Source organism: Arcobacter sp. CECT 8989, assembly GCF_004116715.1.
GTDB lineage: Bacteria > Campylobacterota > Campylobacteria > Campylobacterales > Arcobacteraceae > Halarcobacter.
In genome coordinates, this window is record NZ_PDKE01000003.1 from 188,261 (window position 1) to 202,943 (window position 14,683).

The following is a 14,683-nucleotide window of genomic DNA, read 5'->3' on the forward strand; positions in this document are numbered from 1 at the left end:
TTTTAATTATAAGGATACGGGATGAGAGAAGAAAAAGAGATTATAGAATCAGCAGTTAAACTGGCTGAAAAATGGCAAAGAAGAGCTACTGAGTTAGTTAGTGATTATGATAGAGAGTTCTATAAGAAGATGAACAAGATGCTAGAGCATCCAAAAGACAAAGCTTTACTAATTGAGTTAATGGACCAATGCTTTAGATGTGAATCAAATGATAGAATTGCAAATCAAATCATTTTTTTACTTGAAAAGCATGGTATGGCACACTTTTTTACTACAAAAGATAGAATGCTTTTATGGTTATTCCAAAATATAGGTAAATTTTTACCAAACCTTTCTGTACCAATGTTTGTAGATCAAATTAGAGATGATACAAAAACTGTTGTATTAAAAGGTGAAGAAGAACCATTTAATAAACATCTTAAAATGAGAAAAGAAGAGGGTACAAGGGTAAATATTAATTTAATTGGTGAAGTAGTTCTAGGAGAAGAAGAAGCTAGTGAAAGAATTGAAAAGTATTTAAAAGCTTTAGAAAACCCAAATATTGACTATATTTCTATTAAAATTTCTACAATTTATTCTCAAATAAGTGCTTTAGATTTTGAACATACAGTTGAAGTATTAGTTGAAAAGCTAAGCAAAATCTATGCTCAAGCTAAAAAATATCCTTATATTGCACCAGATGGTACAAAATCAAACAAATTTATCAACCTTGATATGGAAGAGTATAGAGATTTAGACATCACTGTTGAAGTATTTAAAAGAACTTTAGCAAAAGAAGAGTTCAAAGACTTCTATGCTGGAATTGTACTTCAAGCATATTTACCTGATTCATTTAATGTTCAAAAAGATTTATGTGAATGGGCAAGAAAAAGAGTAGAAAATGGTGGAAGCCCTATTAAGTTTAGACTTGTTAAGGGTGCAAATATGGAGATGGAGGAGACAGAAGCTTCTCAAAAACATTGGGAAATGGTAACTTATACTGATAAAAGTGATACTGACTCAAACTATAAAAGAATGATTAGACATGCTTTAAAACCAGAAAATGCTCCATACATGCATGTGGGAACTGGTTCTCATAACTTATTTGAACTTGCATTTGCAACAGAACTAGCAAAAGAGAACGATACAGAAAAGTATCATACTATTGAGATGTTAGAAGGTATGAGTGAGTCAGCAAGACTTGCAATTAAAGAGATCTCTAAAAATGCAATTCTTTATGGTCCAACAGCTTCAAAAGAACAGTTTACAAATGCAATTGCATATTTAGTAAGAAGACTTGATGAAAATACAGGTCCTAATAACTTTATTAGATACTCTTTTGGACTAGAAGTTGGAACAAAAGATTGGAAAGCACAAGAAGCACTATTTAGAAAATCATTTGAAAATGAGAAAACATCATTTGTTGGTGCAAAAAGACAGCAAAATAGATTAACTGAAAAATGGGATGATTATTCTAACTCTTCATATGATACTGGAACTTACCATGCAGAAGCTGATACAGATTTTGTTTTACCAGCAAATCAAGAGTGGGCACGAAATATTGTAAAAAAATGGAAGTTCTCTAAAGATACTGAACATAAAATTGCTCCTGTTGTAGTTGGAGGTGAAGATTTAATTGAAGGAAGAAAAATTGTAGATGCAATTGATAAATCTCAATTAAAAGAGGGTGTTTTAGCAGGAAGATTTGCAAATGCTACAGCAGAAGATTTACAAAAAGCAGTAGATATTGCAGATGCTGATGTTGATGGTTGGAGAAGTAAAACAAATAGACAAAGACATGAGATTTTAAAACAAGCAGCAATAAAGGTACGTGAAAGAAGAGATGATTTAATAGGTGTTGCAGCAGCAGAAGTAGGAAAAGTATTTACTGAAACTGATGTTGAAGTATCTGAAGCAGTTGATTTTATTGAGTTTTATTCTCACTCTTCAGAGTATTGGGAAAAATATGAGAACTTAGAGTTTACTGGAAAAGGTGTAGGTGTTGTAGTACCACCTTGGAACTTCCCTGTAGCAATTCCTTTAGGTGGTGTTGCATCAGCATTAGCAGCTGGAAATACAGTTATTATCAAACCTGCTTCTGTTGCAGCATTAACTGCTTATGAAATGTGCAAATGCTTCTGGGATGCAGGAGTTTCAAAAAATACTCTACAGTTTGTTCCTTGTCCTGGAGCATTAGCTGGTGAGCATTTAATTGCTAATAAAAAAGTTGATTTTGTAATTTTAACTGGTGGTGAAGATACTGCTCATAAAATGCTTGAAACTAGACCAGACCTTTTCCTAACAGCTGAAACTGGTGGAAAAGATGCAACTATTGTTACAAATATGGCAGATAGAGACCAAGCAGTTAAAAATGTTTGTTTAAGTGCTTTTAATAACTCAGGACAAAAATGTTCAGCTACATCTTTACTAGTACTAGAAGAAGAAGTTTATAATGATGCTTCATTTAGAAAAGCTTTAGTTGATACTGCTAGTTCTATGAGTGTTGGTTCTGTTTGGGATTTTAAAAATAGAATTGGTACTTTAGCAAATCCTGTAGCAGGAGCATTAAAAAAAGCTATCTCAGAACTAGAAGAAGGAGAAGAGTGGGCGTTAGAACCTTCATATGCTGATAATAATGAGTATATGTTAGAACCAGCAATTAAATGGGGTGTAAAAGAAGGAAACTTTATTCATAAAACAGAACTTTTTGGACCAGTATTAGCTGTAATGAAAGCAAAAGATTTAAAACATGCAGTTGAGATTGTTAACTCTACAGGGTATGGTTTAACTTCTGGAATTGAATCACTTGATGAAAGAGAAGTTGAGTACTGGAAAGCAAACTTAAAAGCAGGAAATCTATATGTAAATAGAGGAACTACAGGAGCTATTGTTTTAAGACAACCATTTGGTGGTATGGGTAAATCTGCAATTGGAGCAGGGAGAAAAGTTGGTATTTATAACTATATAACTCAGTTCGTTGATTTTGAAGAGAGTAATACTCCAAAAGTAGCTAAAAAATACTCTACAGATTTAACAAGATTTATTGAATCTTGTAAAACAAATAGTGAAGATAAAAATGATATAGAAAAGCTTTCTTTCGCTTTACAATCATATTATGAAAACTATGAAAATGAGTTTTCAAAAGAAAAAGACTATTGTAATGTAAGAGGAGAAGACAATCACTTTAGATATATTCCTTTAGATAATGTAATTATTAGAGTTAGTGATGATGATACTCTTTTTGATGTAGTATCAAGAATACTTGCAGCAAGAGTTTCAAAGGTACACTTTAAAGTATCAGTTGATAAAAATGAGAAAGTTAAAAAGTTCCTAGAAGATTCATACTCTAAACTATTTACTTCAAGGGATAACTTAGTTATTCAAGATGAAGAGAAGTTTAAAAAAGAGATTTCTAAGTACGATAGAGTAATCTATTCTGATATCGCAAAAGTATCTGAAGAGGTATTTAAAGAAGCTTCTAAAACAACAACTTTCATCGTAAGAGGAAAACCTATGATGGAAGGAAGATTAGAGCTTCTAAACTACTTTAAAGAGCAGTCTGTTTCACACTCTTATCATAGATATGGAAATATTGGAGCAAGAGAGCAAGGAAACTAAAAGAAGAAGAGTTTATCTCTTCTTTTTTTAAAAGTTCTCTTTAGAGAAAGCAATCTTTTCTTCTAAACTTTTATTAGAGTTTTTTAAACTATCAATTAAACTAAATCTTTTTAAAGCACCAATATCATTGGCAATTTGTATAGCTAAACCAGGTCTTGCATTTAATTCTAATACTAATGGACCTAAATTTTTATCAATAACAATATCAGCACCTAAGTAACCCATATTTGTCATCTCATAACATCTTGCAGATAAATGAAGTATCTCATCCCAGAAAGGAACTACTAATTCCTTTAGATTTTTATTTGTATCTGGGTGAAATTTAATTGGTCTATCAAACTGTACTGCATTTAAAGCTTTTCCAGTTTTAATATCAATTCCAACTCCAACAGCACCTTGATGAAGATTTGCTTTTCCATCACTATTTGAAGTAGATAATCGCATCATTGATAAAGTAGGAAAACCTTTATATACAATTACTCTTACATCAGGAACACCTTCATAACTAAAACCATCAAAGGCATCATCAAAATCAACTAGTTTCTCGAAAACAGCTACATCATTTCTTCCACCAAGAGAGTATAGACCACTTAGAATATTTGAGATATGTCTTTTTATATCGTTATAATCTAAAGCATCACCACTTGGCTTAATAAACTTGTCTTTATCTCTTTTAACAATAACAAGAATACCTTTACCTCCACTTCCTTGTGCAGGTTTTATAACAAAGCCACTTTGGTTTTCTATATAGTCTTCAAAGTGATTTATTTCCACTTGGTATTGAATATAACCTAATAATTTAGGAACTGAAATTCCATGTTTTTGGGCTAGTTTTTTAGTTTTTAGTTTATTATCAACTAAAGGAAAGTTTTTTCTATCGTTGTGTTTTCCTATATAGTTGATATTTCTATCATTCATTCCTAAAATACCAAGTTTTTTTAGTTTAAAAGGGTTTGCAAACATCTTACTTAACCATTGATTTAAATCTATAAAGCTCACTTAGTCTATAACCACTATATCTTCCTAGAAGTATGATTAATCCAAGAACTGCTAATAAAACTTCTGGGAAGTTAAATGTAATGAAACTTAAAACAGAGTTTGTCATAGCAAAGTAAGCAATAATTGAAACTATTAAAGAACCACTACCTTGTAAAAATACCTCTTTAGAACCATCTTCTTCCCAAATAATAGACATTCTTTCAATAGTCCAAGCTAAAATAATAATAGGGAAGAAAGTAATACTTGTCGCATATTCTAGTTCTAGTTTATGTGAAAGAATAGCCACAAAAGCCATTATCCCCACAACTACAATTAGTACAGAAGATATCCTTGCTACAAGAAGTAGATTTAAGTGGGATAAGTATGACCTAACAATAAGCCCCATAGTTACTACTAAAATAAACATCATAATACCAGGTAATAAACTTGTTTCAATAAATGCCATTGATAATAAAATAGGCATAAAAGTACCAGATGTTTTAAGTCCTACAATTACTCTCATAATAACAACTACTAAAGCTCCTAGAGGAACTAAAAGTAGTAGTTTAAATGTATTTTGTGACTCATTTGGTAATGTAAACAATGAAAAGTCTAAAAGAGTACTTTGGTTTTTAAGATCTTTAGATAAAGCAGCATTTCTTGCTGGTACAATGTTTTTAGTTACAGAGAATCTTACATTAGAGTTTTTAACACCCTCAGCTTCTAATAAGAACTGTGAACCTCTTTGCCATATAAATATTTCACTACTATTTTCAATAAGACCATTATTTATATCAAATAAATACCATTTGTCTTTATGAAAAACTTCTAACATAGGAGTTAGTACTATATTTCTTTGTTTATCTTCTAAATATAATGCACCAATTGTTCTAACTTTATATTGCATTTTATTTAGAAGTTGAACTAAAGCATCTCTTTTTTCTTTAGCTGTTTTCATATAATTATTTTTAATCATTTTTGCAGCTTGAGAAGGTTGAACTAGATTAAACTCTTTTATTAATAAAGAAGTAAAAGTCAAAGAATCAGAGCTTTTGTCATATATTTTATTTAATAAAGAGTTTGCTGCTTGAACCATTACAGAAGGAACTTCCATTGGCTCAACTTCAATAGGTTCTGCTTCAAGATTTGCTTTATAGTATTTGTCTTTTATAATATCAATTGAGTAGTAGATTACTTGACTACCTTCAATTTCTCTTTTAGACCAAACACCTTTATTTGTAGAGTTTAGTTTTCTTTTTGTAAAACCATAATCCGCAGAACTTGACTCTTCATTTACAATGATAATTCCATCTTGTTTTTTAGGAAGAATCATAGAAACTAAGGCACTTTGGTTTTTCTTACTATCAAAACTAATTTTTGCTTCAATATTCCATATATTTGTAGTCTCTTCTTGAAAAATAGGGAAGTTAAGTACTTTTACTTTATAACTCATTAGAGCAATAGAAGTTATTATTAATATAATTGAGAATAAGAGTATTTGATTTCTTGATGTCATTTTTACTCTTTACTTAGCTTTTTTTATTGGCTCTTGAGTGAACTTTTTAGATACATCAACTAAAACCATACCAGTTAGGAAGTTTTTACCAATAAGAACTGGATAAGAGAACTTACTTCTATCTGTAAGTGTTACATCAACAAGCTGACTACTATTTGCAACGTTTATTCTCATTTGCACTACATATCTTTTTTGATTTTTTGCCCCATGCCTTTTGATATAAACAATTCTACTTATAGGTAAAGCTTTGTTAATTAGTTCACCTTTTTCATTTTCTAAAGTAAACTTAACCCACTTCTTCCCATCTCTTTCAAAAGCTTTTATATTTGTTGCATGTAAAGAAGTAGTAGTTGCGCCTGTATCTATCTTAGCTTTTAGTTTTAAGTTTTCAGAAGGAATATATACATATTCATAGTTACCTAGAATTATCTTTGAGTCTTTTTGTTTTGGCTCTTTTGTAATATAAACAGGAACTTTTTTCTCTTTATATACAATTTTTTCTTTTATTATTATTTTTTCTTTAGGTTCTTCAATTTTAGGGTCTTGTGTATCCATTTGTTCAGTTTTACTTGCAGTTGAGCAGCCAATGAAGATTACTGTTAAAGCTGAAAAAAAGATAGCATTAAAAAAAAGTTTTTTCATTATTTAATCCTTTCAAATATATATGAAAGGCATGATTATAGTATAAATATCTAAAAAAACAGTAAAGAATTTAATTTAAAGCAGTGAGGAGGAGAGAAAGAAGATACTTTAGTATCTTCCATTATATTTCATAATTAAGATTTGCTCATAAAGCATATTACCAAAGCCTTCAGGCAAGTTTTCATGCTCTTTTTCTACTAGAGTTATAATCTCTCTTATTTGCTCTTCTGTCATATTTTGAACAACAGGAATGATAGTTTTAGCAATTGTGTCTTTAAACTCTTTTATTTCTTCTTGTGTCATGTAAATTAGTCTTTCTAGTAAAATTAAAAAAGAAATTATAGTGTAATTATCTAAAAAAGCAGTTAATTTAGTTTTTTTTGTTATAATCGCGAAAAATATAGTTAGGAAAGAGATTTTGGTAAACTTAAGTAAAAAAATTTCAAGTTTAGTTGGAAGAACAAATGCAGAATATGGACTGATTCAAGAAGGTGATAGAGTATTAGTTGGTTTCTCAGGTGGAAAAGACTCTACAACTTTAATTCATGCATTAAATCACCTAAAAAGAGTTACACCTTTTGACTTTGACTTTAAAGCAGTAACAGTAACTTATGGAATGGGTGAGCAAGTACAGTTTTTAGCTGACCACTGTAAAGAGCATGGAATTGAGCATGAGATTATTGATACAGAAATCTTTGAATTATCAAAAGATAAGATTAGAAAGAACTCATCATTTTGTTCATTCTTTTCTAGAATGAGAAGAGGGTATCTATATTCTACAGCACAAGAACAAGGTTACAATAAAGTAGCACTTGGTCATCATTTAGATGATGCAATGGAGTCATTTTTTATGAACTTCCTATACAATGGTGCATTAAGATCAATGCCACCTATTTATAAAGCAGAAAATGGTTTACAAGTTATTAGACCTTTAATCTTTTGTAGAGAGAGACAATTAAGAGCTTTTGCTCAAACAAATGAAATCTCAGTAATCGGTGATGAAGCATGTCCTGCAATGAGATTTGATATTAAAATGCCTCATGCAAGAGCTAAAACAAAAGAGTTATTAGAAAAAATGGAAGAGGAAAATCCTCAGATGTTCGTTTCTATGAAATCTGCATTCAAAAATATACAAACATCAACATTCTTTGATAAAGAATTGCTGGATAGAGATTAATATATGAAGTTATTGGTCTCTTCTTGCCTTTTAGGTGAAGATGTTAGATATGATGGGGGAAACTCTTCTGTAGCATTTAATCCAAAGTTTTCTTTTTCTTCAAAAGAACTATTTATGGATATTTTATGCGATAATGAAGTTTACTCTTTATGTCCTGAAGTAAAAGGTGGATTATCTACTCCCAGAGATCCAGCTGAGATTACAAGTGTAGAAAAACCTTTTAAAGTTGAAACTATAAATAAAGAAGATGTAACTATAAACTTTTTACTAGGAGCTAAAAAGGCTTTAGAGCTTTGCCAAGAAGAGGGTATTAAAGTTGCTTTATTAAAATCTAAATCACCATCTTGTGGAAATACAAAGATTTATGATGGTACTTTTACAGGTAATTTAGTTGAAAATCAAGGATTAACAGCTAGATTATTAAGTGAAAATGGAATCACAGTATTCAACGAAACTCAATTAAAAGAATTACAACAGTTTATAAGAACTAATAAATAGTTTTTATAACTGTTCGTTTACTAAACTAGATAATTTAAGAGGGTCTAAGGCTCCACTTACTCTTTTTACTTCAATACCATTTTTATATACAATTAAAGTAGGAATTGATCTTATTTGATATTTTGCACCTAAGTTTTGGTGTTGTTCTGTATTTACTTTTACAAATAGTGCTTTTAATGGATATTTTTGAGCTACTTCATTAAAAATTGGTGCCATCATTTTACATGGTCCACACCAAGGAGCCCAAAAGTCTACTATTACAGGGATTTCTGAATTAACAATTACATGGTCAAAGTTTGATTCATCTAACTCAATAGGAGTAGTATCTAAAAGTGAGTTCTTACAAGAACCACAATTAGCTTTTGAATAAGAGTCTTTTTTTGGAATTTTGTTTACTTTTAAACAATGAGGACATACAACATTGATTTTATCCATTTATTAAGCCTTTAAATTTAGAAGTGTATCTGCAACAGCTTGTTGCATTTCAATTCCCTTTGCATTTGCTTCATAAGCTATTATTTGAGGTATACTTCCTGCGATTGCATCAATCATATCTGCTGTAACTTCCATATTTTCTGGATCTCCAACTACTTGAGCAATAGTAGATAGTTTTTCTGCTGTTTCAGTTACTTGCATTTGTGCTGCAAGCATACCATTTAAATTATTATCTATTCTCATTATTTACTCCTTGAGTATCATCTTGAGAGTGAAGTAGCATTTTATTTAAGTTTGCTGTTCTTGCAATTTGTGCATCAGCAGAACTTAATTCGCTAGGGGCACTAGAAGCACTTTTTAGTTCTTCTAGTTTAGCATTTACTGCTCCTTCATCTTCAGGCATTGAGGTATCAAGTCTTACTGAACCTCCATTTGCATAAAGCTTTCCATCTGGTCCAACATGATAATTATATTGAATAGGTGCTGTTGTAGTCCCATTTGCAGCATGGGCTTGTTCATGGGTTTTAACTTGGGCATCTAAGTTCTTATATTTATCTAAAACTCTATCATAGTCTTGTTTATCAAACTTTTCATTAGAAGCATTAGTTTTATCATAATCATCTGAAGCAGCTTTTTCTACTTCTTTTTTATCAATATTAGCTAACTCAGATCTTTTCTGAGCTAGTTGTTGATATATTGACGATGCTGATTGAGAATAAGAATTTAATTCCATGTTAAAACCTTTTTATATTAAAACAATTTTATCTAATTGCCTTTAAAAAGTAAAGCTATTAACTTAATAGTTTATAGCTACCTTATACTTAGGATCATCTTCTTCATAAGTACAAAATGGACCTGCATCCTTAAGTATTTTTTTACAATCTTCACTTAAGTGTCTAATTGTAAGTTTTTTCCCTGCATCTGCATATTTTTTTGTAATATTATCAATAGCTTCAACACCAGAGATATCCATAACTCTTGCATCTTTAAAGTCTAAAACAATATTTTCAGGGTCGTGTTTTGTATCAAATAATTCAAAAAATGAAGTTGTAGAACCAAAGAATAGTGGTCCATCAAACTCATATACTTTTGTGTTATCATCTTCTCTGTAAGTTCTACTTCTTACTTTACTGTGATTCCAAGCAAATACTAAAGCTGAGATAATAATACCTGTAATAACTGCAATTGCTAAGTCTGCAAAGATAGTAATAACTGTTACTGCAACTAAAACAAACTTATCTGAGTTTGGCATAAATCTAATTCTATTTCCACTTTCCCACTCAAATGTCCCAATAGAAACCATAAACATAATTCCTACTAAAACAGCAACTGGAATTAGTGCAATATATGGACTTAATGCAACAACAAAAGAGATAAGTAAAATAGCAGCTGTGATACCTGAAAGTCTTCCCCAACCACCATTTGAGAAGTTGATAATAGATTGTCCAATCATTGCACAACCTGCCATACCACCAAAGAAACCACAAGTGATATTTCCTGCACCTTGTGCAATACACTCTTGATTTCCACTTCCTCTTTTTCCACCCATTTCATCTAAAACTGAAAGAGTTAAAAGAGACTCAATTAAACCAACAAGCGCAACTAAAACAGAGTATGGAAGAACCATTAACACAGCATCCATATCAATATGTAGTGTAGGTAGGGCAAAAGATGGTAGATTTCCTGAAATATCAGCTAAATCACCAACTCTTTTTGTATCTAAGTCCATTCCAATAACAACTGCTGAAATAACAACAATAGCTACAAGTCCAGATGGAACTGCTGTTGATATTTTTGGAAAGAATTTAACAATAATCATAGTAATAGCAACAAGTGCATACATTATCCAACTCTCACCTTTAAATAGTGGGAACTGTGCAAGTGCAATTACAATAGCAAGACCATTTACAAAACCGTACATTGCAGGTTGAGGAACAAGTCTTATTAACTTTCCAAGTTTAAAAACACCAATTAAAACTTGAAAAATACCAGCAAGAATTGTAGCTAATAAAATATACTGTAAAATATAAGTAGACAACTCTCCATTTGCTGTAAGTTGAGCCATTAAATCTTCTGGAATAGACTCTTTAACTTTAACTCCTAATCCAACTAAAACAACTGCAATAGCACCTGTTGCACCAGAAATCATTCCTGCTTTACCACCAACCAATGCAGTAATCAGACCTAAAATAAATGCTGTATATAAACCAACTAAAGGTGATACACCAGCAATAATTGAAAATGCAATAGCTTCTGGAACTAAAGCAATAGCAACAACTATTCCTGATAAAACATCACTTTTAACTGATTTACCAATTATTGTATCTTTGATATTCAACAAAATAAAACCCTTTCTTCTTAAAATCGCGATTGTATCTAAATCATGTTTAAGAATAAGTTAAGCTATTTCATAACCTTTTTTAATACTTATTGGATATAATTTTCCTATGAGAAAAGAGTTTTATAAAAGTGTTGGTTTTAAATTAGCAGTTCTTAGTTTTATTATTTTAGCTTCTTTGTTTACTTCTAGTTTTATGTTTAATTCTCAAATAGACAAACTAAAAAAACAAATAGATTATATATATTTTGGAAATTATATTCCTGTACTAAAACTTCATAGTATAGAAGAAGATTATAATGACTTAATAAAATGTATGAGAACATATAAAAGATGTGAAAGAGACCCTTTTTTTAAATCAATACAAAAAGATTGGAATTATTATAACAACTCTTATAAGGGTATAGAAGAGAGAAAAGTAGTAAATAAAATCAATAAAGATGTAAAAAACTCATTAACTTATAAAACAAAAATAGCTACTTATAAAAAAGTAATCAAAAAAATAGAGTTTTTAAAAGAGTATGAAAAGAAAATTGCCTATAAAAAAAGAGTAGAGTTTCTAAATGAATACTCATCAATGAAAGAGTATCTTTTTTATAATATGATTGCCTTAATTGCAGTATCATTTTTATTTATCTCTTTTATTATTTATTCAATCATAAAAAAAGACAATCAATTAAAAATTTTAACTAAAAAATATGCCTTAGAGTCAATAACTGATTCAATGACAAAGCTATACAACAGAAAATATTTTGACAAGATATTTGATAATATGCCATTTATTTCAAACCAAAACTCTTGGCATACTGCTTTTGTGATGTTAGATATTGACTTTTTTAAGCAGTACAATGACACCTATGGACATGATTTAGGTGATGAGACTTTAAAAGCTGTAGCAAAAGAGCTTAAAGAGTATTTCAATAAAGATTATGAATATGTATTTAGACTTGGTGGGGAAGAATTTGGAGTTATTTTGTTTGATATTGATGAAAAAACTCTAAAAGAATGTCTAAAAGATGTAAATAAGAACATACAATCATTAAATATTGAGCATAAAAATAGTAAAATAGCGAACGTAGTTACCATATCTATTGGTGCTGTTATTTATAAACCATATTCATACACATCTTGTAACAAGCTTTATAAAATAGCTGATGAGTGTTTATATAAATCAAAAGAGAATGGTAGAAATCAGTTTACTATTTATAACGAAGGAGAATAATTGACATTTCTATTTAATAAAAATAGTCATTTTAACTTAGCTAATTTGGCTACTTTTTTTAATATTGCTGCTGGTATGTTAGCAATTTATTATTTAACACATAATAATTTTTTTGCGGCAGCACTTTTTGCTTGGCTTGCAGGTGCTTTTGACATTGTAGATGGAAAGATTGCTAGAAAATATAACTTATCTACAGAGTTTGGTATTCAGTTAGATTCATTTGCTGACTTTTTATCATTTGTAATTGTTCCAACTATGTTTATCTTTTTTGCTGTAATTGACGGAAAAGAATTAATGCTTTCTACACCTTTAGTAGCTTTTGCATTTATCTATTATGTGATTTCTGGTCTTAGAAGGTTAATTCAGTTTAATATTAATGCTCAAGAAGGTGAAGTTGAAAAGTATTTTATCGGTGTTCCAACTCCTTTAGGTGCTATTTTATTATGGGTTGTTTATTTAGTTTGGTTAACTGGACTAATAAACGAAAATATTGTTCTAATTTCAATGATTATCATTGGATATCTTTTAAACTCAAAACTTAAAATTAGACATCCATAGATGAATCAAGTTACTGCTATTGACTTGGGCTCTAACTCTTTTAGAGTCCTAATCTACGATTGTTTAAATAATGAAGTACTTGGTGAACACAATGAAGTTGTAGGTATGGCTGATGGTTTATCTGAGACAAATTGTATTTCAAATGAAGCTCAACAAAGAGTAGTAGATGCGATTAACTCTTCTTCTGAAAAGTTAGGATATGACCCAAGTAAAGCTATTTGTGTTACAACTGCTGCAATGAGATTAGCTAATAACTCAACAGAAGTTTTATCTTACTTCAAAAAACAAACAGGTGCACAATTTAAAATCATTGATGGTAAAGAAGAAGCTAGACTTACACTTTTAGCCGTAAAGTATGCTTTAAAAAGAGAAAAAATTAACTCTTCAAAATTTATTTTGCTTGATATTGGTGGTGGTTCTACTGAAATAATTGTTAGTGATGAAGATGAGTCTATTTCCCATAGTTTTAATTTTGGAATAGTTACTTTAACTCAAAAGTATGATAATTATGAAGATTTAAATAAAGAACTACAAGCCCACAAAAAAGATATCAAAAATTTTTTAGAAGAGAATAGTGTAGATACAAAAAATTATACCTTTGTTGCTACTGCGGGGACTCCAACTACAATTGCAGCAATAAAACTAGGGCAAGACTTCTTTCATTATGATAAAGATGCTGTAAATGGTACAAAAATTAAAATAAAAGATTTAGATGAGTGTTTAGAGCTTTTTAGAAACTCTTCAACTTCTACAATTACAAAACTTGTAGGTCGTGGTAGAGTAGAATTTATCGAAGTTGGTGTTTATATTTATAAAACTATATTTGAAGTATTAGATAAAAAAGAGTCTATAGTTTTAGATGATGGTTTAAGAGAGGGTGTAGCTATTAACTCTTGTTTACTTAGATAATAGTCTTACACTTTGCTCTTGCATAATATTTGCTTGTGAAGCAGCTAAATAACCCATATTTGAAGTAATATTTGTTTTAGAAAAATCATTCATCTCTTGACCAAAATTTATTTCTTCACCTTTTTTTAGGTTCTGCATATTAAGTTTTGATAGCTCCACTTGAGTAGAGATAGAATCCCTTGCACTTGATTCAAGTTTTCCACCTAAATCATTGAATTGATCCTTATACCCTTGAATCTCTTTTTGAGCTAAAGCAACTTGCTCTTTTGTTAGGTTTAATGCATCTTCATTGTTAAAATCATTTCTACTAAACTCTTGAGCAAGAGAGTTTGCTATTTGAGGAGTGTTTGGTTTATCAATAGAGTGATAAGCCTCTTTAGTAGAAATTGTAACTGATAGATTCTCTTCATAATCATCAAGAGCAATTAGGTTTTCTCTTTGATATTTTGTTTGAAAAGCTTCTTCTTTAAAGTTCATAAGCTCTTTATTTAAATCATTTTTTATTTCATTTTTATTTTGAGTATTCTCATCTAAAGAGTTAAGTTTTTCTTGAATATTATTTAATATCTCTTCTTGTTTATTTAAACCATTTTCAGCTACTTTTGTTATAGCAATCCCAGTATTAAAGGATTGTAAAGATTCTGAAAGTTCATCTCTTTTTTGATTATAGTCATTAATTGTTAGATGTAAAAAGTCACTACTAGTGTCTTGAACTTTTGAGGACCCATTAGCTTTATTAAGTTGATAATCAGAAGAACTATTTAACGAAGCAATATTATTGTTTACATTATTAATATCCATCAAAACCTCTTA

Annotated in this window: 14 protein-coding genes and 1 pseudogene; 6 read left to right on the forward strand and 9 right to left on the reverse strand. The window is 29.9% G+C overall.

Annotated features, from left to right (window positions below; translation table 11 throughout):
* Positions 1 to 21 precede the first annotated feature (21 nt).
* Complete coding sequence (locus tag CRV02_RS04500) at positions 22 to 3,597, forward strand: bifunctional proline dehydrogenase/L-glutamate gamma-semialdehyde dehydrogenase (RefSeq protein WP_129089335.1); 3,576 nt, start codon at positions 22 to 24, stop codon at positions 3,595 to 3,597.
* Between the two features lie 27 nt (positions 3,598 to 3,624).
* Here CRV02_RS04500 and CRV02_RS04505 read toward each other — a convergent pair whose 3' ends face one another.
* The 4 genes and pseudogenes from CRV02_RS04505 to CRV02_RS04520 form a co-directional block, all read right to left on the reverse strand.
* Positions 3,625 to 4,596 (reverse strand): alpha-L-glutamate ligase-like protein, encoded by a 972-nt coding sequence (locus tag CRV02_RS04505; RefSeq protein ID WP_258239224.1) that lies wholly within the window; start codon positions 4,594 to 4,596, stop codon positions 3,625 to 3,627.
* Positions 4,562 to 6,091: an inactive transglutaminase family protein gene (locus CRV02_RS04510; RefSeq protein ID WP_129089336.1), complete on the reverse strand. Its 1,530-nt coding sequence runs from the start codon at positions 6,089 to 6,091 to the stop codon at positions 4,562 to 4,564. Before CRV02_RS04510 ends, CRV02_RS04505 begins: the two co-directional genes overlap by 35 nt.
* Positions 6,092 to 6,100: 9 nt before the next feature.
* A pseudogene (locus CRV02_RS15130) lies at positions 6,101 to 6,469 on the reverse strand (ATP-dependent zinc protease); the annotation flags it as partial.
* A gap of 372 nt (positions 6,470 to 6,841) precedes the next feature.
* A complete protein-coding gene (locus CRV02_RS04520; RefSeq protein WP_129089338.1) occupies positions 6,842 to 7,036 on the reverse strand; it encodes a hypothetical protein in 195 nt (64 codons plus the stop codon).
* A gap of 115 nt (positions 7,037 to 7,151) precedes the next feature.
* On the opposite strand from CRV02_RS04520, the gene CRV02_RS04525 reads away from it, so the two are divergent.
* Positions 7,152 to 7,910 carry an ATP-binding protein gene (locus tag CRV02_RS04525; protein ID WP_129089339.1) on the forward strand — a complete coding sequence of 253 codons (759 nt, stop codon included), beginning with the start codon at positions 7,152 to 7,154 and terminating at the stop codon, positions 7,908 to 7,910.
* Positions 7,911 to 7,913: 3 nt separating this feature from the next.
* Entirely contained in the window at positions 7,914 to 8,408 is a 495-nt protein-coding gene (locus CRV02_RS04530) for a DUF523 domain-containing protein (RefSeq protein WP_129089340.1), read from the forward strand.
* Positions 8,409 to 8,411: 3 nt separating this feature from the next.
* Here the strand turns inward: CRV02_RS04530 and trxC are convergent, their stop codons facing one another.
* The 4 genes from trxC to CRV02_RS04550 all read right to left on the reverse strand — a co-directional run bounded on the left by trxC (position 8,412) and on the right by CRV02_RS04550 (position 11,184).
* Positions 8,412 to 8,843 (reverse strand): thioredoxin TrxC, encoded by a 432-nt coding sequence (gene trxC / locus CRV02_RS04535; RefSeq protein ID WP_258239225.1) that lies wholly within the window; start codon positions 8,841 to 8,843, stop codon positions 8,412 to 8,414.
* A 3-nt stretch (positions 8,844 to 8,846) separates the two neighbouring features.
* Complete coding sequence (locus tag CRV02_RS04540; protein WP_129089341.1) at positions 8,847 to 9,086, reverse strand: hypothetical protein; 240 nt, start codon at positions 9,084 to 9,086, stop codon at positions 8,847 to 8,849.
* On the reverse strand, positions 9,073 to 9,576 hold the full coding sequence (locus tag CRV02_RS04545) for a putative metalloprotease CJM1_0395 family protein (protein WP_129089342.1): 504 nt from the start codon (positions 9,574 to 9,576) through the stop codon (positions 9,073 to 9,075). Before CRV02_RS04545 ends, CRV02_RS04540 begins: the two co-directional genes overlap by 14 nt.
* Positions 9,577 to 9,639: 63 nt before the next feature.
* Positions 9,640 to 11,184, reverse strand: coding sequence for a SulP family inorganic anion transporter (locus CRV02_RS04550; protein WP_129089343.1), 1,545 nt, complete (start codon positions 11,182 to 11,184; stop codon positions 9,640 to 9,642).
* A 106-nt stretch (positions 11,185 to 11,290) separates the two neighbouring features.
* Here CRV02_RS04550 and CRV02_RS04555 point away from each other — a divergent pair, with 106 nt between their 5' ends.
* The 3 genes from CRV02_RS04555 to CRV02_RS04565 are packed head-to-tail and all read left to right on the forward strand — an operon-like array spanning position 11,291 to position 13,870.
* The gene (locus tag CRV02_RS04555) at positions 11,291 to 12,403 is read left to right on the forward strand and encodes a GGDEF domain-containing protein (protein ID WP_129083514.1); all 1,113 of its coding nucleotides are present in this window, start codon (positions 11,291 to 11,293) and stop codon (positions 12,401 to 12,403) included.
* Positions 12,404 to 12,961, forward strand: a complete 558-nt coding sequence (locus CRV02_RS04560; RefSeq protein WP_129083515.1) for a phosphatidylcholine/phosphatidylserine synthase — start codon at positions 12,404 to 12,406, stop codon at positions 12,959 to 12,961. It begins immediately after the preceding gene.
* The gene (locus CRV02_RS04565; RefSeq protein WP_129089344.1) at positions 12,962 to 13,870 is read left to right on the forward strand and encodes an exopolyphosphatase; all 909 of its coding nucleotides are present in this window, start codon (positions 12,962 to 12,964) and stop codon (positions 13,868 to 13,870) included.
* On the opposite strand, the gene CRV02_RS04570 is transcribed toward CRV02_RS04565, so the two are convergent.
* Complete coding sequence (locus tag CRV02_RS04570; protein ID WP_129089345.1) at positions 13,859 to 14,671, reverse strand: hypothetical protein; 813 nt, start codon at positions 14,669 to 14,671, stop codon at positions 13,859 to 13,861. The genes CRV02_RS04565 and CRV02_RS04570 overlap by 12 nt on opposite strands.
* Positions 14,672 to 14,683 lie beyond the last annotated feature (12 nt).